At 71.9% G+C, this 21,272-nt stretch carries 19 protein-coding genes; 7 read left to right on the top strand and 12 right to left on the bottom strand.

Features of this window, described 5'->3' with window-relative positions:
- From MQN93_RS19055 to MQN93_RS19065, 3 genes are all read right to left on the bottom strand, one after another.
- Positions 1 to 2,385: a phosphoketolase family protein gene (locus tag MQN93_RS19055; RefSeq protein ID WP_242710444.1), complete on the bottom strand. Its 2,385-nt coding sequence runs from the start codon at positions 2,383 to 2,385 to the stop codon at positions 1 to 3.
- Positions 2,386 to 2,585: 200 nt separating this feature from the next.
- Complete coding sequence (locus tag MQN93_RS19060; protein WP_242710445.1) at positions 2,586 to 3,470, bottom strand: universal stress protein; 885 nt, start codon at positions 3,468 to 3,470, stop codon at positions 2,586 to 2,588.
- Positions 3,471 to 3,495: 25 nt separating this feature from the next.
- Positions 3,496 to 4,401, bottom strand: a complete 906-nt coding sequence (locus MQN93_RS19065) for a universal stress protein (protein ID WP_242710446.1) — start codon at positions 4,399 to 4,401, stop codon at positions 3,496 to 3,498.
- Between the two features lie 210 nt (positions 4,402 to 4,611).
- Here MQN93_RS19065 and MQN93_RS19070 point away from each other — a divergent pair, with 210 nt between their 5' ends.
- From MQN93_RS19070 to MQN93_RS19080, 3 genes are all read left to right on the top strand, one after another.
- A complete protein-coding gene (locus tag MQN93_RS19070; RefSeq protein WP_242710447.1) occupies positions 4,612 to 5,076 on the top strand; it encodes a cyclic nucleotide-binding domain-containing protein in 465 nt (154 codons plus the stop codon).
- A 23-nt stretch (positions 5,077 to 5,099) separates the two neighbouring features.
- Positions 5,100 to 5,759: a CBS domain-containing protein gene (locus tag MQN93_RS19075; protein ID WP_242710448.1), complete on the top strand. Its 660-nt coding sequence runs from the start codon at positions 5,100 to 5,102 to the stop codon at positions 5,757 to 5,759.
- A gap of 187 nt (positions 5,760 to 5,946) precedes the next feature.
- Positions 5,947 to 6,648, top strand: a complete 702-nt coding sequence (locus MQN93_RS19080; protein WP_242710449.1) for a response regulator — start codon at positions 5,947 to 5,949, stop codon at positions 6,646 to 6,648.
- Positions 6,649 to 6,716: 68 nt separating this feature from the next.
- On the opposite strand, the gene MQN93_RS19085 is transcribed toward MQN93_RS19080, so the two are convergent.
- From MQN93_RS19085 to MQN93_RS19120, 8 genes are all read right to left on the bottom strand, one after another.
- Positions 6,717 to 7,697 carry an Acg family FMN-binding oxidoreductase gene (locus MQN93_RS19085; RefSeq protein WP_242710450.1) on the bottom strand — a complete coding sequence of 327 codons (981 nt, stop codon included), beginning with the start codon at positions 7,695 to 7,697 and terminating at the stop codon, positions 6,717 to 6,719.
- A gap of 103 nt (positions 7,698 to 7,800) precedes the next feature.
- Positions 7,801 to 10,170 carry a glycoside hydrolase family 65 protein gene (locus MQN93_RS19090; protein ID WP_242710451.1) on the bottom strand — a complete coding sequence of 790 codons (2,370 nt, stop codon included), beginning with the start codon at positions 10,168 to 10,170 and terminating at the stop codon, positions 7,801 to 7,803.
- Positions 10,171 to 10,213: 43 nt separating this feature from the next.
- Positions 10,214 to 11,089, bottom strand: a complete 876-nt coding sequence (locus MQN93_RS19095) for a universal stress protein (protein ID WP_242710452.1) — start codon at positions 11,087 to 11,089, stop codon at positions 10,214 to 10,216.
- Positions 11,090 to 11,215: 126 nt separating this feature from the next.
- A complete protein-coding gene (locus MQN93_RS19100) occupies positions 11,216 to 12,286 on the bottom strand; it encodes a zinc-dependent alcohol dehydrogenase family protein (RefSeq protein WP_242710453.1) in 1,071 nt (356 codons plus the stop codon).
- A 456-nt stretch (positions 12,287 to 12,742) separates the two neighbouring features.
- Entirely contained in the window at positions 12,743 to 13,165 is a 423-nt protein-coding gene (locus tag MQN93_RS19105) for an Hsp20/alpha crystallin family protein (RefSeq protein ID WP_242710454.1), read from the bottom strand.
- Between the two features lie 387 nt (positions 13,166 to 13,552).
- Positions 13,553 to 15,280, bottom strand: a complete 1,728-nt coding sequence (locus MQN93_RS19110) for a sensor histidine kinase (protein ID WP_242710455.1) — start codon at positions 15,278 to 15,280, stop codon at positions 13,553 to 13,555.
- Between the two features lie 122 nt (positions 15,281 to 15,402).
- Positions 15,403 to 16,431, bottom strand: coding sequence for a type I glyceraldehyde-3-phosphate dehydrogenase (gap, locus tag MQN93_RS19115; RefSeq protein WP_242710456.1), 1,029 nt, complete (start codon positions 16,429 to 16,431; stop codon positions 15,403 to 15,405).
- Between the two features lie 118 nt (positions 16,432 to 16,549).
- Positions 16,550 to 17,242: a response regulator gene (locus tag MQN93_RS19120; protein WP_242710457.1), complete on the bottom strand. Its 693-nt coding sequence runs from the start codon at positions 17,240 to 17,242 to the stop codon at positions 16,550 to 16,552.
- Positions 17,243 to 17,496: 254 nt separating this feature from the next.
- Here MQN93_RS19120 and MQN93_RS19125 point away from each other — a divergent pair, with 254 nt between their 5' ends.
- From MQN93_RS19125 to MQN93_RS19140, 4 genes are all read left to right on the top strand, one after another.
- Positions 17,497 to 17,961: a pyridoxamine 5'-phosphate oxidase family protein gene (locus MQN93_RS19125; RefSeq protein ID WP_242710458.1), complete on the top strand. Its 465-nt coding sequence runs from the start codon at positions 17,497 to 17,499 to the stop codon at positions 17,959 to 17,961.
- A 137-nt stretch (positions 17,962 to 18,098) separates the two neighbouring features.
- Positions 18,099 to 18,764 (top strand): DUF4389 domain-containing protein, encoded by a 666-nt coding sequence (locus tag MQN93_RS19130; protein ID WP_242710459.1) that lies wholly within the window; start codon positions 18,099 to 18,101, stop codon positions 18,762 to 18,764.
- Complete coding sequence (locus MQN93_RS19135; RefSeq protein WP_242710460.1) at positions 18,761 to 19,147, top strand: hypothetical protein; 387 nt, start codon at positions 18,761 to 18,763, stop codon at positions 19,145 to 19,147. The genes MQN93_RS19130 and MQN93_RS19135 overlap by 4 nt, the downstream gene beginning before the upstream one ends.
- 173 nt (positions 19,148 to 19,320) lie before the next feature.
- Entirely contained in the window at positions 19,321 to 19,566 is a 246-nt protein-coding gene (locus MQN93_RS19140) for a hypothetical protein (RefSeq protein ID WP_242710461.1), read from the top strand.
- A gap of 337 nt (positions 19,567 to 19,903) precedes the next feature.
- Here MQN93_RS19140 and MQN93_RS19145 read toward each other — a convergent pair whose 3' ends face one another.
- Positions 19,904 to 21,151: an MFS transporter gene (locus tag MQN93_RS19145; protein ID WP_372504389.1), complete on the bottom strand. Its 1,248-nt coding sequence runs from the start codon at positions 21,149 to 21,151 to the stop codon at positions 19,904 to 19,906.
- Positions 21,152 to 21,272 lie beyond the last annotated feature (121 nt).

Here is a 21,272-nt window from a genome sequence, read left to right on the forward strand (position 1 = left end):
TCAGCCGTTCCAGGTCCAGTCAGCGACCTCCGGCAGATCCGTGCCGTGGGCCCGGATCCAGTCGTGGTGGCGCTGGCGGGCGTCCTCCATGCGCTGGCGTACGGCCGCAGCACGCACCGCCAGCCCGGGCACCCGGTCGATGACGTCCATGACCAGCCGGTAGCGGTCGAGGTCGTTGCGGACGACCATGTCGAACGGCGTGGTCGTGGTGCCGGACTCCTTGTAGCCGCGTACATGCAGGTTCTGGTGGCCGGTGCGGCGGTAGGCGAGGCGGTGGATCAGCCAGGGGTAGCCGTGGTACGCGAAGATCACCGGCTTGTTCGTCGTGAACAGGCCGTCGTACTCGAAGTCGCTCATCCCGTGCGGGTGTTCCTCGCGCGGCATCAGCCGGGCCATGTCGACGACGTTGACGACGCGGACCGCGAGGTCGGGCAGGTGGCGTCGAAGCAGCTGGGCCGCGGCCAGCACCTCCTGTGTGGGTACGTCGCCGGCGCAGGCGAGGACCACGTCGGGTTCGCCGCCGTTCTCGCTGCCCGCCCAGTCCCAGACGCCGGCCCCGCGGGCGCAGTGGGCGCGGGCCTGGTCCATCGACAGCCAGTCGAAGCAGGGCTGCTTGCCCGCCACGATCACGTTCACGTAGTCACGGCTGTGCAGCGCGTGGTCCGCGACCGAGAGCAGTGTGTTGGCGTCCGGCGGGAGGTAGACCCGTACGACCTCGGGGCTCTTGTTGAGGACGTGGTCGACGAAGCCGGGGTCCTGGTGGGAGAAGCCGTTGTGGTCCTGGCGCCACACGTGCGAGGTCAGCAGATAGTTGAGGGAGGCGATCGGGGCGCGCCAGGGCAGCCGCCGGGAGGTGCGCAGCCACTTGATGTGCTGGTTGACCATGGAGTCGACGATGTGCACGAAGGCCTCGTAGCAGGAGAACAGGCCGTGCCTGCCGGTGAGCAGATAGCCCTCCAGCCAGCCCTGGCAGGTGTGTTCGGAGAGGATCTCCATCACGCGCCCGTGCCGGTCGAGGTGCTCGTCCACCGGCAGGAGCTCGGCCTGCCAGGCCTTGCCGCTGGCGTCGAAGACGGCCTGCAGCCGGTTGGAGGCGGTCTCGTCGGGGCCGACGACGCGGAAGTCGCGGCGGGCCGAGGTGTCCTCCATGACCTTTTCGAGGAGGTCGCCTAGGATGCGGGTGGGCTCGTGCAGGGTTGTGCCGGGCTTGTCGACGGGTACGGCGAACCGGTCGAGATCGGGGCGGGGCAGGTCGCGCACGAGCAGGCCGCCGTTGGCGTGCGGGGTGCCGCCCAGGCGGCGCGCGCCCTCGGGGACGCAGGCGAGGACGTCGGCGACGGGACGGCCGTCGGCGTCGAAGAGCTCCTCGGGGCGGTACGAGCGCAGCCACCGCTCCAGCTGCCGAAGGTGCTCGGGGTTGTCGCGTACGCCGGCCAGCGGGACCTGGTGGGCGCGCCAGGTGCCCTCGACGGGCAGACCGTCGACCTCGGCGGGTCCGGTCCAGCCCTTGGGGGTGCGCAGCACGATCACGGGCCAGTGCGAGCGCTGCGCCACACCGTCCTCACGGGCCGACTTCTGCAGCAGCGCGATGTGCTCCAGAGCGGTGTCCATCGCCCGCGCCATCGCGCGGTGCACCGTGGCCGGGTCGTCGCCGCTGACGTGGATCGGCACGTGCCCGTAGCCGCGCAGCAGCTCGTCGAGTTCGTGCTCGGGCAGCCGGGACAGGACCGTAGGGTTGGCGATCTTGTAGCCGTTGAGGTGGAGGATCGGCAGGACGGCGCCGTCGTGGACCGGGTCGAGGAATTTGTTGGAGTGCCAGGAGGCGGCCAGCGGCCCGGTCTCCGCCTCGCCGTCGCCGATCACGCAGGCGACCAGCAGGTCCGGGTTGTCGAAGGCGGCGCCGTAGGCGTGCGAGAGGGAGTAGCCCAGTTCACCGCCCTCGTGGATGGAGCCGGGGGTCTCCGGCGCCACATGGCTCGGCACCCCGCCGGGGAAGGAGAACTGGCGGAACAGCCGCTCCATGCCGGCCTCGTCCCGGCCGACGTCCGGGTACGTCTCGCTGTACGTGCCTTCCAGCCACGAGTTCGCCACCACCGAGGGGCCGCCGTGACCGGGCCCCCAGATGCACAGGGCGTCGAGGCCGCGCGCCCTGATGACGCGGTTGAGGTGGGTGTAGACGAGGTTCAGTCCGGGCGAGGTGCCCCAGTGGCCGAGCAGTCGCGGCTTGATGTGCTCGGGCTTGAGGGGTTCACGCAGCAGCGGGTTGGCCATGAGGTAGATCTGACCGGCGGCCAGATAGTTGGCGGCGCGCCAGTGCAGATCCAGGGTGTGCAGTTCTTCGTCGGTCGGTGCGGTGCTGGTGTCCTGCTGTGCGGACTCGGGCATCGGAGGCTCCGGAAGTCATCGACGTGGGTCAACGGGCAAGGGAAGCGGCACGGCCGGCAGGAGGAGACGGCGTTGCCGCGCATAACGTAGGAGAAAGAGCTGCCGCGCGAGTGCACCCGGTGGTCGTTCCAACGGTAGGGGGAACGACCACCGGGCGCAGGAGAGATCGCGCCTTTCGACCGGTTCCTGTCGGTAAGGGTTCACTGCATCGGCGCCCTTTGCGGCACCACGGCGACGGGACAGGCGGAGTGGTGCAGCACCGCGTGTGCGACGCGGCCGAGCTGGAGTCCGAAGGGCCCTTCGCGGCGCTTGGCCCCGACCACCAGGAGGTCGGCCTGGCGCGAGAGGTCCGCCAGCACCCGGCGGGCAGGGCCCTCGACGGTCCGACTGCGCACGTCGACGTCCCCCGGAACGTTCTTCAGGCCCTGCTCGAGCACCTCCACGGCCCGCTCCTCGTGCAGCCGGGCGGGTTCGCCGGCCATGAGCGGGTGGTCGGTGGTCTCGTGCGCGGGGCACCGCCAGGCCCGTACGGCCTCCAGGGGCACCCCGCGCAGGCGCGCCTCGTCGACCGCGAAACGCACGGCCGGCGAGTCCGCCGTTTCCTCGCCGACCCCCAGGAGGATCCGCCCCTGGGTTCCCGGCACGGCCTGCTTGTCGTGGTTGCCGCGCAGCACGATCACCGGGCAGTCGGCCTGCGCGGCCACGGTCAGACTGACGGAGCCCAGCAGGAACTCGGTGACACCGCTGCGGCCACGGCTGCCCACCACCAGCGCGGCGGCCATCCGCCCTTCGTGCACGAGGGCGTACTGGGGTTCCTCCGGCAGCACCGCACGGATCACGTTCAGCTCCGGATGGCGGGCGAGCGCGCGTCGGGCCGCGTGGTCGACGATGTCCTGGGCGTGCACTTCCTCGGACGGCTTGCCGAAGTCCGCCGAGAGCGAGCCGCCCTCGTAGCGCTCCCAGAGCGAGGCGTACACCACCCGCAGCGGCACCCCGCGCAGCGCTGCCTCGTCGGCCGCCCAGTCCACGGCCCGCAGGCTCGGCTCCGATACGTCCACACCCACGGCCAGGGGAAGTTCCTTCATCGGTCCGGCTCCTCACGAGGCGGTGTCAGTGGTGGGCGACGACGGCGACGGGCGCCGCTGCGTGGTGCAGGACGGCATGCGTGACGTGTCCGATGTGGACGCCGACAGGGCTGCGGCGCACCCGGCGGCCGACCACGACCAGCGAGGCTCCGGCCGAGGCGTTGACGACGTGCAGGGCGGGGCTGCCGAACCTGCACTCCTCGCCGACCTCGACATCGGGGTACTTCTCCCGCCAGGGGCGCAGCGCATCGGTCAGGGCAGTGGACTCGCGCAGCGCCATCGAGTTGTGCGCCGCCAGGTCGCCCGACATTCCGTAGGCGTAATAGGGGGGCGGGTTCCAGCCGTGGACGACCCGCAGGGTCGTCCCGCGGCGCACGGCGGCGTCGAAGGCGAAGCCGAGCAGCGTCTCGTCGGGGTGCTCGGTGTCGAGGCCCAGCACGACCGGACGGAAGGGGGCCGCGGCCGAGGGAACGCCCGCCGGATCGGGTTCGTGCTCGTCGGCGGCCTGTTCGCCGGCTCGGACCAGCACGACGGGGCGTGCCGCGTGCGCGACGACAAAGAGGCCGACGGAGCCGACCATGAACCCCCCGATCCCGCCCATCGCGCGCGAGCCGAGGACGAGCAGTTCGGCCTCCTGGGCCTCCTTGGCGAGCGCCTGGGCGGGCCGGCCGGTCAGCTGTCGCGTCGTCACCTCAAGGCCGGGGTGGCGCAGTCGTACGCCCTCGGCGCTCTCGCGCGGGATGCGTTCGGTCCAGTGCTGCACCGTCTCGCCGCCGACCAGCGGGGCCTGCGCCATGGGGTGCGGGACCGGCTCCCAGACATGAACGATCCTGAGCGGCAGGCCGCGCAGTGTCGCCTCGCGGGCCGCCCACTCCACCGCGGCGCGGCTCTCGGTCGAGCCGTCCAGACCTGCGACAACGGTGCGCACCATGGTTCGCCTCCTGATCGGTACCTGACTTCAGCGTGCGTTCTCGGGGAGCCGGTACGGCAGGGGCCGCAGGTCCCGGACCGGGGCCGACCGGCCCCCGGGGGCGCGGGCCGCCGGACGGCCCGTTCACGGGGCCGAGTGGCCCCTGGTTCCGCGAAGGCGACGGGACCACGCTGGCAGTGGGATGTCCGTACGCCTTACTGGAGGCCCGTCATGAACGCTCCCGCAACCATGAGCATGCCGCGGGCGCTGTCCGCCGAGCACCGGCAGCGGCTGATGCGGCTCGCCCACGAGGTGTCCTTCCCCCTGGGTGCCCGGCTGTTCGAGGAGGGCGGTCGCGCCGACCGGTTCTGGATCATCCGCACCGGCACGGTCGACCTCGACATGCGTGTACCCGGCCGCCGCGCGGCGGTCATCGAGTCCCTCGGACACAACGAACTCCTGGGCTGGTCCTGGCTGTTCCCCCCGCACTCCTGGCATCTCGGCGCCGAGGCGTCCTCCCCGCTGCGGGCGTACGAGTTCGACGCGAACACCGTGCGGACGATCTGCGCGGAGGACCCCGAGTTCGGCCGGAGGGTGGCGGAGTGGGTGGGCATGGTCGTGGCGCACCGGCTGCAGGCGGCCCGGATCCGGCTGCTGGACCTGTACGGGCCCTACGGCAGTGGGGGCGCGCGGTGAACGCGAGCGGCCGAGGAGACGTGATGCACGGCTCCCCGCACATCGTGAGTGATGTGATGACCCGGGACGTCGCCACCGTGGAGCGCAGAACGGCCTTCAAGGACGTCGTACGGCTGATGCAGGACCGCAAGGTCAGTGCGGTGCCCGTGGTGGACCGCGGCGACAAGGTCCTGGGGATCGTCTCCGAGGCCGACCTGCTGCCCAAGGAGGAGTTCCGCGACAGCGACCCCGACCGCTACACCCAGCTGCGACGACTGTCCGACCTGGCCAAGGCCGGCTCGCTCACCGCGGAGGAGCTGATGACCTCCCCCGCCCTCACCGCCCGGGCCGACGCCACGCTCGCGCAGGCCGCGCGGGAGATGGCGCGGGCTCGCGTCAAGCGGCTGCCCGTCGTCGACACCGACGGACGTCTGGAGGGCATCGTCAGCCGGGCGGACCTACTGAAGGTCTTCCTGCGCGATGACGAGGACATCGCCGAGCAGATCCGGCGGGAGGTCGTCTCCTACCTCTTCTTCCCACCGGAGTCCTCGGTGCTGGTCGAGGTCCGGGACGGAGTGGCCACGCTCGCCGGCCGAGTCCGTGACACCTCGCCCGTTCCGGTCGCCGCGCGTCTGGTGCGGGCGGTGGAGGGAGTCGTGGACGTGGAGTTCGCGCTCGACGGGCCGGACCGGTCCTCCGTCTGAACCCGGCCGCACGGGAGCACCTGGGAGCGGGTGGCGTGCTCCCGTCCCAGCCAGGGGCGCCGTCGGCCGGTGAGGACGCGGAGTGGGGGCCGGTCGGCCCTAGTGCGACCGGCCCCGGCGCGTGATGATCGTCGTGACGGACGGCCCGCAGTCCGTGCGTCACACCTCCCGGGATCAAGGGGTCGACATGACCGAAGCACGCACCTTCTCAGCGCAGGACCCGATCCGTGTCTTCCTGCTCGACGACCACGAGGTCGTCCGACGCGGTCTGGCGGACCTCCTGGACGCGGAGCCGGACATCTCCGTCGTCGGGGACGCCGCCAACGTGGAGCACGCACTGGTCCGGGCGCCCGCGGTGCGTCCGCACGTGGCCGTCCTGGACGTGCGCCTGCCCGACGGCGACGGCATCTCCGTCTGCCGCGACCTGCGCAGCCGCATGCCGGAGCTGGCCGTGCTGATGCTGACGTCGTTCGACGACGAGGACGCCCTGCTCGACGCGATCATGGCCGGGGCCTCGGGTTATGTGCTCAAGCAGATCCGGGGCTCGGACCTGGTCTCGGCGGTGCGCACGGTCGCCTCCGGCCAGTCGATGCTCGACCCGGCCACCACGGCGCGGCTGATGCGCTCCCTGCGCACCGAGCCGGCCGAGGAACCGGCCGTCGCGCCGGAACTCGCGGGCCTGTCCCCGCGCGAGCGGGAGATCCTCGCGCTGATCGGGGACGGTCTGACCAACCGCGAGATCGGCAAGCGGCTCTATCTCTCCGAGAAGACGGTCAAGAACCACATCTCCCGGCTGCTGGCGAAGCTGGGCGTCCAGCGCCGCGTCCAGGCGGCGGTGCTCGCCACACACCTGGACCAGCCCGAGCCGGAGGGCCGCCCCGCGCGCTGACGGCCGCGTGCCCGTGAATTCGCCGACCGTGATGATGCCTTGAACCTGCTCCACGCCCTCGGCGCGGATCAGCGGATCTCCAGCACCTCGTCCACGGGGCGCCGCGGGGTTTTGGTCCCGGCGGGGCCGTAGCCGAGGCGAAGCACCATGTGCACGAACCCCAGGGCCGAGCGCGGGTCGCGGGCCAGCTCCCGCAGGTCCTCGTGCTCCAGGGAGTGCGAAGTGAGCGACGTGGCAAGCCCGTTGAGGATGGCCAGCAGCAGGACACGTTCCAGGGCCTGTCCGGCGCGCAGCCAGTCGTCCGGCCGGTCCCGGACGGTACCCAGCACGGCCAGGTGCGGCGTCGTCTCGAAGACGGCCGCGGGACGGCCGGGCACGGCACGACGGCCGGCGAAGTCGCGGACCGGGGCGCGGCCGCCCTGCTTGCGGGGGCCGAACGCGGTCTCGGGGATTCCGTCCACTGCCGCCTCCTCCCCGCTACGGGTCCACCGCCGTACGTCCTCGAATCGTGCGGGGTCCAGGCTGTCGCGCCCTTCGACGTCGCGGACGTGCTCCAGCAGGGCCTCCACATGCCATTCGCCGGGGAAGACCAGATCTGCGCCCTCCCGCCGGGCGGCCTTTCTCAGCCGCTCCTGGACGGCCCCCGGCACCGGCCTGTCCTGGAAGGGGTGGCGGCTGGTGTGCCGGCGGGCGATCGCGGGGAACAGCCGTGCCAGGTCACCGTCGGGGCGGGCGGTGCCGGTGAGGCGTACGGCGGCGAGCAGTTCGCGGTCGGTGGGATCGGGCAGGAGAACCGTGTCGGTGTGCAGGCCGCCGTCGGCCGCTGCGACGCGGAGGTTGAACAGGGCCGCGCCGCAGCCGAGGTGCAGGGCGCGGTTGTCGGGGTCCGTGAGCGGCATGGCCCGCTCGAGGTCGGCACACAGTTCGAGGATGTCGCTCCCTCGGCGGTGACGGAACCGCCAGGGTTGCGCGTTGTGCAGCGAGGGCGCTGCCGTGGCGGCGGTCACCAGGGCCCTCACCTTCATCGTGTCGAATGGCTGCGCCGCCATGGGCGCACCTTTGTCGGCGGGCGGTACGTTCCGGCTCATCGAGGCCGCTCCCTTCTCCCACGCCGTCCCCGGGGGCGTCCGCACGGGCTCCCCCCTGTCGGCGCTACTCCCCCAGCACCAGCCGGACGGTGTCGCCGGGCTGCAGACACACGGCACGGTCCGGCAGCCGGACGTCGATCGGTGAGCCGTCCGACGACGGCACCGCGATCTCCAGCAGCCCGCGCTCCAGCTTCAGCCGCACTCCCCAGTGCTCCTGATAGCGCAGTGCGAAGCCGTACGAGGAGAGCTCCGGCAGGGGGACCGGGTCGAGCCACAGCGCCCCTGCCCTGGTCTCCAGACCCGTCAGTCCGCGCTGGACGAGGTCGAGGGTGCCGGCCATGGCGCCCAGGTGGATCCCTTCGCCGGTGGTGCCGCCCTGGACGTCGGCGACATCACCTCGCAACGCCTCCACACAGAACTCCCATGCCTCGGCCCGCCGGTCGCGGGCCAGGACCCAGCCGTGGACGAGGCCGCTGAGCGTGGAGCCGTGGCTCGTGCGCTGCAGGTAGTGGTCCACGGTGCGCCGCCAGGTCTCCTCGTCCAGCCTCAGCCCCAACCGCCGGAACAGCTGCTGCAGTTCGGCCGGCCCGAAGAGGTAGCCGAGCATGAGGACGTCGGCCTGCTTGGAGGCGCGGTAGCGGTTGACGGTGTCCCCTTCCGCCTCCAGGATCCGGTCGAGCCGTCGGATGTCGTCGTATCGCTTGCGGTAGTCCTCCCAGTCGAGCTCGGCCAGTTCGCCGTAGCCCTCGAACTGGCTGATGACGCCCTCGTGGAAGGGCACGTGGAGGGTGTGGGAGACGTCCTCCCACTGTTCGAGTTCGCCGCCGTCCAGGCCTGCGCGCTCCTCGAGTTCGCGCCGCCGCGGCTCGGGCAGGGATTCCAGCAGCTCCAGAGTGCGGGCGAGCACCCAGGCGGCCGTGACGTTGGTGTACGCGTTGTCGTCGAGGCCGGGCTCCGTCGCGCCGGGGTAGGCGTCGTGGTACTCGTCGGGGCCGACCACGCCCTTGAGGCGGTGGCGGCCGAGCGCGTCGTCGTAGACGGCCGAGTCGGCCCAGAAGCGGGCGATCTGCAGCAGCATCTCGGCGCCCTTGGTGTGCCGGAACTCGGCGTCGCCGCTCGCCTCGCAGTACTGCCACACGTTGTAGGCGATGGCCGAGCCGACATGGTGCTGGAGGTGGGAGTGGTCGGGCAGCCAGCGTCCCGAGTGCGGGTTGAGATGCAGCTGCTGGGTCTCTTCGCGGCCGTCGCTGCCGCTCTGCCAGGGGTACATCGCGCCCCGGCGGCCCACCTCGCGCGCGGCGGTGCAGGCCTGTTCGAGGCGGCGGTGACGGTAGCGGAGCAGGGCGCGGGAGACCTCCGGGAAGTGCAGGTTGAGATAGGGCAGTACGAACAGCTCGTCCCAGAAGATGTGGCCGCGGTAGGCCTCTCCGTGCAGTCCGCGGGCGGGCACCCCGACATCCAGGTCGGCGGTGTGCGGGGAGAGCGTCTGCAGGACGTGGAAGAGGTGCAGCCGCAGGATTCGGCCCGCCTCGCCGTCGACCTCCAGGTCCGCCCGGCGCCACAGCTGGTCCCAGGCCGTGAGGTGCGACTCCAGCAGCTCGTCGAAGCGTGGTGCCCGGGTCACCCGGTCGATCGCGGCGAACAGCGGGTCGCTGATCGCCGGGTCGCGCGAGGTGTGCAGGGCGACGGTCTTGTCGACGGTGGCGGTGCGTCCGGCCGCCAGGTCCAGGGTCAACCGCTGCACGGCGCGCGGGACTTCGGGGACGACCGTGGCCGCCGCTTCGGCGCCGATGCGGGCCGCCATGCCGATACGGATGTCCGACGTACGGGTGCGGCAGCGCAGCCACACGGTGTCCGGGGCGGACGCACCGGTGTGCACATGCGTGAGGTGGTGGCCGTCCAGGTCCCGGTAGCGGGGCACGCCGGCGTTGGTCACCGAGCCGTCGAGGGCCGACTCGACGTCGAGCCGGCCGGAGAAGCCCTCGGCGGTGAACTCGGTGCGCAGGGCGGCGAGATGAGGGTCGGCCATGTGCACCAGCCGCTGCTGACACACCGACAGCGCACACCCTTCGCCCAGACCGTACCGCGTCGTTCGCTCCAGCAGACCCGCGGACAGCCGCAGGGTCTCCCGGTGTTCGAGCACGGTCGCGGTGTCAGGGGTGAGCCAGTTCCCGTCGGTGAGGCGGAAGCGCAGCGGCAGCCAGTTCGGCACGTTGACCATGTCCTCGTTCTCGACCTGGCGGCCGGACACGTCGGAGGTGAGCCGGTTGTAGCAGCCCGCCACATAGGTGCCCGGGTAGTGCACCTCGTCGGCGGTGCACTCGGGCAGGGCCCCCCGAGTGGCGAAGTAGCCGTTGCCCAGGGTGCACAGCGCCTCCCGCAGGCGGACGTCGGCGGGTTCGTAACCCTCGTACTCCCAGGTCCAGCCCGTCACTTCGGCCCTCCTCGTACGACCGGGACACGGGGGCGGTGCGTCGTCACGCCTGTTGCGGCACGACGGCCACCGGGCAGTCGGCGTGGTGCAGCAGTGTGTGCGCCACCAGGCCGAGCTGGAGTCCGAAGTGACCTTTGCGGCGCCGCGCTCCGACGATCAGCAGGTCCGCGCCGCCCGACCGGTGCAGCAGCACCTTGCGGGCGGGCCCTTCCACGGTGTTCCGGCGGACCCGGACCTTCGGGTGATCGGCGACCGCGGCCTCGATCAGGTGGTCCAGCAGCGCGGACGCCTGCTCTTCGTGACGGTGCGCCGGGCTCTGAGCCGGCTTCGTCCGGTCGGCGCTCTCGTGCGGTGGGCACCGCCAGGCGCGCACCACGTCCAGGGTGCATCCGCGGGCCTCGGCCTCCCGGAAGGAGAACCGCACGGCCTCGGCCCCGGTCGCCGGGTCCCCGGCGCCCAGCACGATCCGCTCATGGGTGCCCGCCAGGCCGGCCTTGTCTCCGCGGACCACGATCACCGGTCTGTGAGCACGGGCCGCCACGGCGAGGCCGACCGAGCCGAGCAGCAGGCCCGCCACTTCCCCGCGGCCGCGTGAACCGGTCACCAGAACGGACGCGTTGTGGCCTTCACTCAGCAGTGCGGGGACGGCTTCGTGCGGGATCACCTCGGCGGAGACCTGCACCTCGGGGTTGCGCAGCTTCACACGCTCCATGGCGGAGGCGGTGATGTGCTCCGCCAGCACCCGCTCCGAGGGGCGGTCCAGGCTGTCGGACGGCACGGCCTCCTCATAGCGCTCCCACCACGAGGCGTACACCAGCCGCAACGGCAGGCCGTGCCGGGCCGCCTCGTCCACGGCCCAGTCGACCGCGGCGAGACTCCCGTCCGAACCGTCGACGCCCACGACCAGGGGCAGCTCCATCTTTCTCACCGCCTTCGTCGGTCCGAGCAACAACTCTGCGCGGAACTCACTCTCACCGTGGCACCGGCGGACCGGCGCGGGCAGGGGTGGTTCGGCCCCCGTGCGGGACCGCTCGGCCCAGGCGTGTCACGCCGTGGGCACCGGTACGACCTCGCGCTGCGGCCCGCCGAGCACGACCTTGAGAGCGCCGGTGTCGCCGGCACGCGAGAAGACCTCGTACGCCTCTTCCATGCGGTCGAGCGGGAAGCCGTGGGTGACCAGTTGGGAGGTCGGCAGGCGTCCGGCAGCCGCCATCCGCAGCAGCGTGGGCGTGGAGTGCGTGTCGACGAGACCGGTGGTGATGGTCACGTTCTTGATCCACAGATCTTCCAGGTGCAGGGTCGCGGGCTTGCCGTGCACGCCGACGTTGGCCACGTGACCGCCGGGGCGCACCATGCGTGTGCACAGCTCGAAGGTCTCCGGTACGCCGACCGCCTCGATGACGACGTCCGCGCCGAGACCGTCGGTGAGGTCGGCGATGAGCTGCTCGGGCGCCTCGCTCGCGTCGGCGACCGCCTCGGCACCCAGCTTCCGGGCCGCCTCCAGGCGGGGCGCCGCGACATCCACGGCGACGACGCGTTCGGGCGCGAACAGCTGGGCGGTGGCGATCGCGGCCAGGCCGATGGGGCCCGCACCGACCACCACGACGGTGTCTCCGGGACGCACGTGTCCGTTGAGCACGCCCACCTCGTACGCCGTCGGGAAGATGTCGGCCAGCAGCACGGCGTCCTCGTTTCCCACCGAGCCGGGCAGCGCGTGCACAGAGAGGTCGGCGAACGGGACGCGGACGTACTCGGCCTGGGTGCCGTTGACCAGGTGACCGAGGATCCAGCCACCGCCGCCCCGGCACTGGCCGTACATGGCCTCGCGGCAGTAGCGGCAGCGTCCGCAGGCGCTGATGCAGGAGACCAGGACCCGGTCGCCGGGCCGTACGCTGCGTACGTCGCTGCCGACCTCGACGATCTCACCGACCGCCTCGTGCCCCAGTACGGTGCCCGGGCGCACCTCGGAGACGTCGCCCTTGAGGATGTGCAGGTCCGTCCCGCAGATGGTGACGGCGTCGACCCGCACGATCGCGTCCGTGGCCTCCTGGAGGTCCGGGTCCGCGACCTCTTCCCAGGCGCCCTGTCCCGGGCCGTGGAAGACGTAGCCTTTCATGTCCGACCTCACCCTCTTGATCGGCGGGTTTCCGGAGTTGCCGGGAATGCCTCGCGGTTTCCAGCTTGGCCGCAACCCACGGGATCCGCATGGGCCGATCGGCCCCGGCGGGTCCGGCGCGTCCCGTCGGCGGACGGGTCGGCGTCGGCCGGCTCGAGGGCCTGGTGGCCCTTTCGCGTCCCATGGCCGCGTGCTCTGCTGGAGGTGACGGGAAGGGCCCGTAGGAGGCGCGGAGGAGCGGCCGGCAGCCGCGCACCGCGCGATCAGGATCCGCGAGAAGCGGGTGGCGCCCTTCCCGCCGTTCATGTCCGCATCCCGGCGGCCGTGTCCCGCCGTGTGACGACCGACCCCGCTCACACCCGGCCCGGACAGGGCACGTGCCCGGGTCCGGACAGACGGATGCGCGGCCGGCGTACCGGCCGCGCACGGCGGTTGCGTCCGAGTGTCCTGCCACACTCAGCCTTGCCGCACCGGAATGGTCTTCGTGCCGGTCTTCATCTCGGGCACCAGGATCGTGACGGTCAGGACACCGTCCTTGTACTCGGCGGTGGCCTCTTCGCCCTTGGCCCCGGCCGGCAGCCGGACGGCGCGGGCGAGGGTGCCGTAGCGGAATTCCGTGCGGTGCTTCCTCGTGGTCTCCTCACTGCGCTCCGCCCGCAGGGTCAGAACGCCTTCCGTCACGGTGATCTCGACATCCTTGGCGGGGTCGATGCCCGGGAGCTCCGCCCGCAGCACATACTTCTCGTCCGCCAGGAACTCCTCGATACGGATGCCGTGCAGTCCGGGGATCGTGTGCGCCCCGGGGAAGCCGGATTCCACCCAGCCGAACAGGTCGGGCAGGGTCGGCCAGCCCGGCAGCCGCTCGATCATGCCAGCCATTTCTCCCTCCTCTTCTTCGCTGATTCCAGCGTCCCGCTCTGCCGGAGGACAGGCATGAGCCGGTCGGTCCTCCCTCGGACCCGGCCGGCCCTGGCGCCCCAACTTCCCCTGCTCCGTCGGTGGTTGGGGCGCCGACTCATTGCCCCGAGGGGGCGCAGTCCATGTCGACGACGCCCTCGCGCACTCTTCGCCCCTGCGCTGCACACCGACGTCATCGCCCGGCCGCAGCGAACCGCCGACCGCGACATCACCCGATTCGGGCTGCCGGCACGCGAGGGGCCGGAGAGCGGCGGCCACGCGTCCGCCTGGCGGCAGCTTGCGCGACAACGCGCAACCGTCCACGGAGCAGCCGGAGTTGACCTGCGACGACGGGAGGCGTGAGAACCGCTACCGCGGGTCCACCGGCGCGTGCCAGGCCAGCACCGTGCCGCCCTGGGGCCCGCCTCCGAGCTCCAGTGCCCCGCCCAACTGCTCGGCCCGCTCGGCCATGTTGCGCAGGCCGCTGCGCCGGCCCTCGGGCGAGATGCCCACGCCGTTGTCCGACACCGTCAGCCGGATCTCGCCGCCGTGCGCCTGCAGGACGACGTCGGTCCGGTCGGCGTGGGCGTGCCGGGCGACATTGGTCAGGGCCTCGGACAGGACGGCCACGACGTGCTCGGCGACCTCCCGCGGCACATCGGTGTCGAGCAGTCCTTCCATCCGCAGGCTGGGCGCGAAGCCGAGCACCTGGGTCGCCTCGCCGATCACGCGCACCACGCGGCCCCGCAGGCCCGCACCGGCACCGTCCTCGCGTGCCCGCAGGCCGAAGATCGTCGAGCGGATGATCTTGATCGTCTCGTCCAGGTCGTCGACCGCGCGCGCCACGCGGCCGGCGGCCTCCTCGTGCTCTATGAAGCGGCCCGCGCTCTGCAGGGTCATTCCCGTGGCGAAGAGCCGCTGGATCGCAAGGTCGTGCAGGTCGCGGGCGATGCGGTCCCGGTCCTTGAGCACCGCGACCTCCTCGGCGTCCCGCCGGCGCTCCGCGAGTTCCATGGCCACGGCGGCCTGCGCGGCGAACGCCTGCAAGGGTTCGATCTCCCTCGCCTGGTACGGCGGCCTGCCTGCCGTGCGCACCAGCAGGACCACGCCTCGTGTGCCCGTCTCGGCCGAGCCGATGGGTACGGCGACGCCGGGGCCGAGTCCCTCGAAGCGCGCAGGCTCCGGAGAGATCCGCTCGTCCTGGATGACGTCCTCGCTGGTGACCGGGGCGCCCTCGGAGAAGGCCAGCCCCATCAGGCTGGCGTCGATGGGCAGCACGAGGCCCCGGTGCGCGTCGGCGTCCACGCCCACGGCGATCTCGACCGAGAGCCGGTCGCTGTCCTCCATGGGCAGCGCCACCGCCGCCAGGGCCGATGCGGTGATCTCACCGGCCCGCTCGGCGATCAGACGGAGCACCTCCGCACCCGGACCGCCGGACATCAGAGTGTGATTGATCTCCGCACTGGCCTGCAGCCAGCGCTCGCGCAGCCTGGACTTCTCGTACAGCCGGGCATTGTCGATCGCGACGCCGGCCGCCACGGCCAGTGTGGCGAGGACCGCCTCGTCCTCCTCGTCGAACTGCACCCCGCCGCGTTTCTCGGTCAGGTACAGATTGCCGAAGACCTGGTCACGGACCCGGATGGGCACACCGAGGAAGGTGTTCATCGGGGGGTGGTGGGGAGGGAAGCCGTACGACGCCGGATGCTGGGAGATCTTGGTCAGCCGCAGCGGCTCGGGGTGACGGATGAGTTCGCCGAGAATGCCGTGCCCCTCGGGAAACGGGCCGATCCGGGCGATCGTCTTCTCGCTGACACCGACCGTGTGGAAGGCCGACAGCCGCTTGCCGTCCGGGCCGATCACGCCGAGGGCGCCGTATTCGGCGTCCACCAGCGTCGCCGCGGCCTCCACGATGCTGTGCAGTGCCTGTTCGAGGTCGAGCTCGCGGCCGACCGAGAGCACGGCCTCCAGGAGGCTGTGCACCCGGTCGCGGGTGCCGCGGGCGGCGTCGAGCCGGGCCTGCAGCTCCTCCAGCAGCTCGTCCAGCCTCAGCTGGGGCAGGCGAACGCGCGCGTCCCGGGGCTCCTCATGGCTTCCCACCGGTGTTCCTCCAGCTCCGCGTACGCTGCCCATGGCCGGTCACGCCGGTCACGTGCCACGTTAATCGTCCCGGGCGAAGGACGGTACGGGGTTCGGGGAGGATCCGGTCGCTCCGGGTCCGGTCAGCCGCGCGGGAGGCGCGCCGCGACGTACTCGGTCAGGTCGAGGAGCCGGTTGGTGTAGCCCCACTCGTTGTCGTACCAGCCGAAGACCTTGACCAGTTCCCCGTTCGCCTGGGTCAGCGGGGCGTCCAGGACGCAGGACGCGGGATCGCCGACGACGTCGCGGGAGACGATCGGGGCGTCGGAGACCCGCAGCACCCCCTTCAGCGGTCCCTCGGCGGCCTCCCGGTAGGCGGCGTTCACCTCGTCCGCGGTGACGTGCCTGCCCAGGACGACACCGAGGTCGGTCAGGGAACCGTCCTCGACGGGCACCCGCACGGCGATACCGTCCAGGGTGCCGGCCAGTTCGGGCAGGACGAGGCCGACCGCGCGGGCGGCGCCCGTGCTGGTGGGAATGATGTTGACGGCGGCGCTGCGACCGCGGCGCAGGTCCTTGTGCGGGCCGTCCAGGACGACCTGGTCGTTGGTGTAGCCGTGGATGGTGGTCATCAAGCCCTTGACGATGCCGAAGCGCTCGTGGAGCACCTTCACCATGGGGGCCACGCAGTTGGTGGTGCAGGAGGCGTTGGAGACGACGTGGTCGGTGTCCGGGTCGTAGGTGCTTTCGTTGACGCCCATGACGAGGGTCGCGTCGACGTCCTTGCCCGGCACGGACAGCAGCACCTTGCGGGCGCCCGCCTTCAGATGTGCTCCGGCCTGCTCGCGGGTGCGGAAGCGGCCGGTGGACTCGATGACGACGTCCACGCCGTACTCGCCCCAGGCGAGCGAGGCCGGGTCGCGTTCGGCGGTCACGGCGACTCGGTGGCCGTCGACCGTGAGGGAGTTCCCGTCGTGCTCGACGGTGCGGTGCAGCCGTCCGTAGGTCGAGTCGAACTCCAGCAGATGGGCCAGCGTCGCCGGCGAGGTGATGTCGTTGACCGCCACGACCTCGATCGGTGTGCCGGTGCCGTTCTGCGCCCGCTCCAGCACGCAGCGCAGGTAGTTGCGTCCGATGCGGCCGAAACCGTTGATGCCCACGCGTACGGTCATGTCCTTCGCCCTCCCGGTCGTCGCCCGGCATGTGTCCGGGGTCTGCCGCCAGCCTGCGGACCGCGGGGCTTGCGGGGCTTGGGCCGGACGGGGGCGATCCGAGGCCGTTCGGTCCGTGTCAGCGGCCTTCGTGCCGCTGCCGGTCCTGGGCCTGGGTGGCGATCACCGCGGCCTGGATGCGCCGTTCCACGCCGAGTTTGGCCAGGAGGCGGGAGATGTGGTTCTTCACTGTTTTCTCGGCGAGGTAGAGCCGCCGGCCGATCTGCCGGTTGGTCAGGCCCTCGCCGATCAGAGCGAGGATCTCCCGCTCCCGGGGGGTCAGGCCCGGCAGTGCCTCCGGCTCCTCCTGCTGCTCCTTGCCTTCGCGCAGCCTGGCCATCAGCTTCGTGGTGGCGCTCGGGTCGAGCAGCGACTGGCCGGAGGCGACCGTACGCACCGCCGACACCAGGTCCGTGCCCTGGATCTGCTTCAGGACGTAGCCGGACGCGCCGGCCATGATCGAGTCCAGCAGGGCGTCCTCGTCGTCGAACGAGGTCAGCATGAGACAGGCCAGCTCGGGCAGGCGGGAGCGCAGGTCCCGGCAGAGCGTCACGCCGTCACCGTCGGGCAGCCGTACGTCGAGCACGGCCACCTGCGGGCGCAGCGCCGGGACGCGGACCGTGGCCTGCTCGACCGTGTCGGCCTCGCCGACCACGGTGATGTCCGGCTCGTCCTCCAGGAGTTCGCGCACTCCTCGCCGTACCACTTCGTGGTCGTCCAGCAGGAAGACCCGGATCGGGTTGTCCGGGCCCGGCCGCTCTCCGTCCGCCATCGGATGCTCCTTCTCCCGCGCTCCGCGCCGGATCCCTGCACCGGCACCGGTACCCGCGCGGGCCGGTCGGTACCGGTCCTCGTGCGTGTGTCCTTTCCGCTACCCGTCTCGTCCCCTGTCACGCCCCGTGCCGTCAACGCGTCGTCAGAGCCGACCGGACGTGGACAGGGGCCGAACGGCCCCTGACGGCGTGCACCGCGGTGCGTTCCAATGATCGTCAGACGCGAGCCGCCGACCCGTACGGAAAAACCGCCATGCGCCACGTCCACCCAGCCCCCGTGGGGCCGCGCCGGAGCATCGAGCTCGACAGGAGCGAAGCGATGCGTCTGCTCGGCAGCGTGTCCCTGGGCCGGGTCGTCTTCACCAGGCACGCCCTGCCGACCATCCGGCCTGTCAACCATGTGCTGGACAACGGCGACATCGTCATCCGCACCCACGAGGGCGCGGCCTTGACCTCCCGCGCCCGTGAGGCCGCCGACCCGGGCGTGGTCGTGGCCTACGAGGCCGACGCCATCGACCCGGCCACCCACCTCGGCTGGAGCGTCGTGGCCACCGGGTACGCACAGCTGGTGACGGACCCGAAGGAGCTGGCCCGCTTCCTGTTGCTGCTGCATCCCTGGGTGCAGCAGACCATGGACTACGCCGTCCGTATCCGGCCCGATCTGGTCACCGGCATCCGCCTCGTGGACGCGGAGGGGAACCGGTCGGAGGCCGGCTGAGACGAACCGCTCCCGCCGGGACCGTTGGCCTCGGGACCCACCCCCAACGACCCTCGCACGGCCCGGCGCACGGCGGCCACGCTGGACTCGGGCCCAGGTCGCCGCCGCGGCGCCACGGGCCGAAGGAGTTGATCGCCATGACGACCCTGGCGAGCGCGCCGGACCGACCCGTGCGCGTCAACGCGGTGCTCGACCCGCAGCTCTCCCGCTGGCTGTGGCTGGTGAAGTGGATTCTGGTGATCCCCCACTATGTGGTGCTGTTCTTCCTCTGGATCGCCTTCACCCTGGTCAGCGTGGTCGCGTTGTTCGGCATCCTGTTCACCGAGCGCTATCCACGAACCCTCTTCGACTTCAACCTCGGCGTCCTGCGCTGGAGTTGGCGGGTCGCCTACTACTCGTACGGCGCCCTGGGCACGGATCGGTATCCGCCGTTCAGCCTGGGCGAGGAGCCCGACTACCCCGCGCGACTGGACATCGCCTATCCCGAACGGCTCTCCCGGGGGCTGGTGCTGGTGAAGTGGTGGCTGCTGGCCATTCCCCACTACATCGTCATCGGGTTCTTCCTCGGCGGCTACCACTTCGGCTGGTGGGACGGCGGCCTGGTCGCCGTGCTGGCGGTGATCGCGGGGGTGACGCTGGCCTTCACCGAGAAGTACCCCCGGAGCCTGTTCGACCTGATCCTCGGGCTCAACCGATGGGTGCTGCGGGTGGCCGCCTATGCGGGCCTGATGACGGACGTCTATCCGCCGTTCCGTCTCGACATGGGCGGAAGCGAGCCCCACGAGCCGCAGGACCAGGCATGATCACCCTGCTGGTGGCGGCCTTCCTCGTCGTGCACGGGCTGCTGCATCCCGGAGTGTGGACGGCGCCGCAGCAGCGGGCCGACGGCGCCGCGGCACCGTTCACTCCCGGGCATTCGTGGCTGCTGACGTCCGCGGGTGTGTCCACGACGTCGGCCGCCACGGCGGCGCTCACGCTGGCCTGGTGGACGGCCGTGGTGTACGTGGTGGCCGGCTCCGGGGTGGCGGCAGGCGCCGGATGGTGGCCGACGGCCGCCCTCGTCGCCGCGTCGAGCGGCCTGGTACTCAAGGCGGTCTGGTTCGACCCGTGGCTCAGTGTGGGCGTGCTGCTGGACCTGGGCGTGATCGCCGCGGTGGCCTGTTCCTGGCCCGCTTCCCTTTACTGAGCGTCCACCGCAGCGTCTTGCGCGCGTTCACTTCGGCAGCGGTCCGGCCAGGGACGCCACGGGCCGTTCGGCCCTCGGAGTGCCTAAGCAGCCTCTGCTCCCCGCTTCCGCGGCGGCCGACGCTGACAGTGACCGCCCGCCGGGCGGACCTGGCCGGGTCGAGGACCGATGTCATGACTGCTGTCGTTGTTGTGCTCCAACTGCTCATTCTCGCGGGCGCGTTGTACGACACCGTCCGCCTTCTGGCACCGGCCGGGCGCCGACGCCGGCCGTGCTCCCGGCTCCGCCGGCGTCGCCTCGCGCCGGAGGCGGCCGAGCGGCAGCTGGTGGCGCAGCGGCTGCACGGTCTGATCGGTGCGGCGGCCTATCGCGAGAGCATGGCTGCGCTCGCGAACGGGCGGCGCCCGGATGTGAGATGACCCGGGTTCGGGCAAGGGCCGAACGGCCCGCAGACAGGTCTGGTCAACCCTCCTCTCGGCATGGCCGGAGAGTGATCCTTGAATCAGGCGCGGAGGCCGCCGACGGATCCGCGAGGAGTTCCCCCGTCCCCCACCGGAGACGGCGCCGCGCCAGGGGGACGGCCCCCGTGGAGGAGCCGTGGCCGCGCGTGGGTCGTCGGCCACGGGTCCGCGCGACCCACACCGCGCGGACCCGTCCCCCGCCGATCGCGTGCACAGGGGCCGCCACGGTCCGCATGTGCCGTCACGATCCTCATGTGCCGGCGGCCGCGGCGAACCCCATGCGTGCGTCCGACGCTCAGCCGGCCTGCTCGGCCGGGCGCCGCCGGACGACCGTCCTGCGCACGCCGGTGCCGGTGAAGGCCAGGGCGGCTGCCGCCACGACCGCGAGGAGGACCAGCCCCAGGGCGTACGAGCCCGTGGCCCCGTACACCGACCCCATCACCAGCGGCGGCACGAACCCGCCCAGGCCGCCCGCGGCGCCGACGACACCGGTGACGGAGCCGACCTTGCCCGCCGGGACCAGGAGCGCGACGAGCGCGAACACCGCGCCGCTGGCGGCGCCGAGCGCGGCGGCCATGACCAGGCAGGCGAGGGTGCCCAAGGGCACGAGCGACGGCGGAAAGGACTGGAGCACGGCACCACCGACCACGACCGTCAGGGCCACGCCCAGTACCCGCACGGGACCGACGCGGTCCGCCAGCCAGCCGCCCACGGGTCGCATCGCCACTGCGAGCAGCACGAACCCGGCCATGCGGTTCGCCGCGTCGGCCTGGGTGAGGCCGTAGCCGGTCTTGAGGTACGTCGGCAGGTAGACGGAGAAGGCGACGTAGCCGCCGAAGGCCACCGCGTACAGGGCGGTGGCCTGCCAGGTGATGCCGAGGCGCAGGGTGTCCGCCAGCCGGCGCGACAGCGCCTCGACGGGCACCGTGCGGCCCGGGGCGTCGCGCAGGAACAGGGCCGCGATCAGCGCGTACGCGAGGAGCACCGCGGCCGTGAGCAGGAAGGGGTCGGCCATGCCGTGGGCCTTTACCAGGTTCACGGTGGTCAGCGCGCTGATCGCGGTGCCGCCCATGCCCATGCCGAAGATGCCGATGGCCAGACCGCGCCGCTGTGGCGGGAACCACGCGTTCACGAAGGGGACGCCCACGGCGAACGCGGTGCCGCCGATGCCCAGGAAGAAGCCGCCCGCCAGCAGCGCGCCGAGTGAGGAGTGCCCGGCGAGTCCCAGGTAGAGCACCGGGATCACGGTGGCGGTGGAGACGAGCGGAAACATCACACGCCCGCCGTAGCGGTCGGTCAGCGCGCCGACCGGGATGCGGCCGAGGGAGCCGACCACGACCGGCACGGCCACCAGCAGCGACTGCTGGAAGGAGGTGAGCTGCAGGGTGTCCTTGAAGCGGGGGCCGAGCGGACTGAGCAGCGCCCACGCCCAGAAGTTGACGGCGAATCCGACGGTGGCCAGGGCCAGCATCAGCCACGCCCTGGCGGACACGGCGGGCCGGTCGCCCTCGGTGCCGCTGCTCCTCGTCGACGGCTCGTACATGCCGTCTCCTCCTCTGCTCGCGGTGGTGCGGCCCCGGCATCGGCACAGGTCCGCAGGCTCCGGAGCGCGCGGCGCACCGGTGATCCGCCGTCACTATCCGCTGCACGCACCCCTGGACACG

Origin of the sequence: Streptomyces spinosisporus (genome assembly GCF_022698145.1) — a bacterium.
Classification (GTDB): domain Bacteria; phylum Actinomycetota; class Actinomycetes; order Streptomycetales; family Streptomycetaceae; genus Streptomyces; species Streptomyces spinosisporus.

What these genes read in the sequence shown, in the direction of transcription:
- MQN93_RS19060 (WP_242710445.1), bottom strand. Translation starts at nt 3,470, where the DNA reads ATGAAGGAACTTCCCCTGGCCGTGGGTGTGGACGTATCGGAGCCGAGC.
- MQN93_RS19080 (WP_242710449.1), top strand. Translation starts at nt 5,947, where the DNA reads ATGACCGAAGCACGCACCTTCTCAGCGCAGGACCCGATCCGTGTCTTC.
- MQN93_RS19095 (WP_242710452.1), bottom strand. Translation starts at nt 11,089, where the DNA reads ATGGAGCTGCCCCTGGTCGTGGGCGTCGACGGTTCGGACGGGAGTCTC.
- MQN93_RS19120 (WP_242710457.1), bottom strand. Translation starts at nt 17,242, where the DNA reads ATGGCGGACGGAGAGCGGCCGGGCCCGGACAACCCGATCCGGGTCTTC.
- MQN93_RS19085 (WP_242710450.1), bottom strand. Translation starts at nt 7,697, where the DNA reads ATGGCGGCGCAGCCATTCGACACGATGAAGGTGAGGGCCCTGGTGACC.
- MQN93_RS19100 (WP_242710453.1), bottom strand. Translation starts at nt 12,286, where the DNA reads ATGAAAGGCTACGTCTTCCACGGCCCGGGACAGGGCGCCTGGGAAGAG.
- MQN93_RS19055 (WP_242710444.1), bottom strand. Translation starts at nt 2,385, where the DNA reads ATGCCCGAGTCCGCACAGCAGGACACCAGCACCGCACCGACCGACGAA.
- MQN93_RS19135 (WP_242710460.1), top strand. Translation starts at nt 18,761, where the DNA reads ATGATCACCCTGCTGGTGGCGGCCTTCCTCGTCGTGCACGGGCTGCTG.
- MQN93_RS19140 (WP_242710461.1), top strand. Translation starts at nt 19,321, where the DNA reads ATGACTGCTGTCGTTGTTGTGCTCCAACTGCTCATTCTCGCGGGCGCG.
- MQN93_RS19065 (WP_242710446.1), bottom strand. Translation starts at nt 4,401, where the DNA reads ATGGTGCGCACCGTTGTCGCAGGTCTGGACGGCTCGACCGAGAGCCGC.
- MQN93_RS19145 (WP_372504389.1), bottom strand. Translation starts at nt 21,151, where the DNA reads ATGTACGAGCCGTCGACGAGGAGCAGCGGCACCGAGGGCGACCGGCCC.
- MQN93_RS19125 (WP_242710458.1), top strand. Translation starts at nt 17,497, where the DNA reads ATGCGCCACGTCCACCCAGCCCCCGTGGGGCCGCGCCGGAGCATCGAG.
- MQN93_RS19070 (WP_242710447.1), top strand. Translation starts at nt 4,612, where the DNA reads ATGAACGCTCCCGCAACCATGAGCATGCCGCGGGCGCTGTCCGCCGAG.
- MQN93_RS19105 (WP_242710454.1), bottom strand. Translation starts at nt 13,165, where the DNA reads ATGGCTGGCATGATCGAGCGGCTGCCGGGCTGGCCGACCCTGCCCGAC.
- gap (WP_242710456.1), bottom strand. Translation starts at nt 16,431, where the DNA reads ATGACCGTACGCGTGGGCATCAACGGTTTCGGCCGCATCGGACGCAAC.
- MQN93_RS19130 (WP_242710459.1), top strand. Translation starts at nt 18,099, where the DNA reads ATGACGACCCTGGCGAGCGCGCCGGACCGACCCGTGCGCGTCAACGCG.
- MQN93_RS19075 (WP_242710448.1), top strand. Translation starts at nt 5,100, where the DNA reads ATGCACGGCTCCCCGCACATCGTGAGTGATGTGATGACCCGGGACGTC.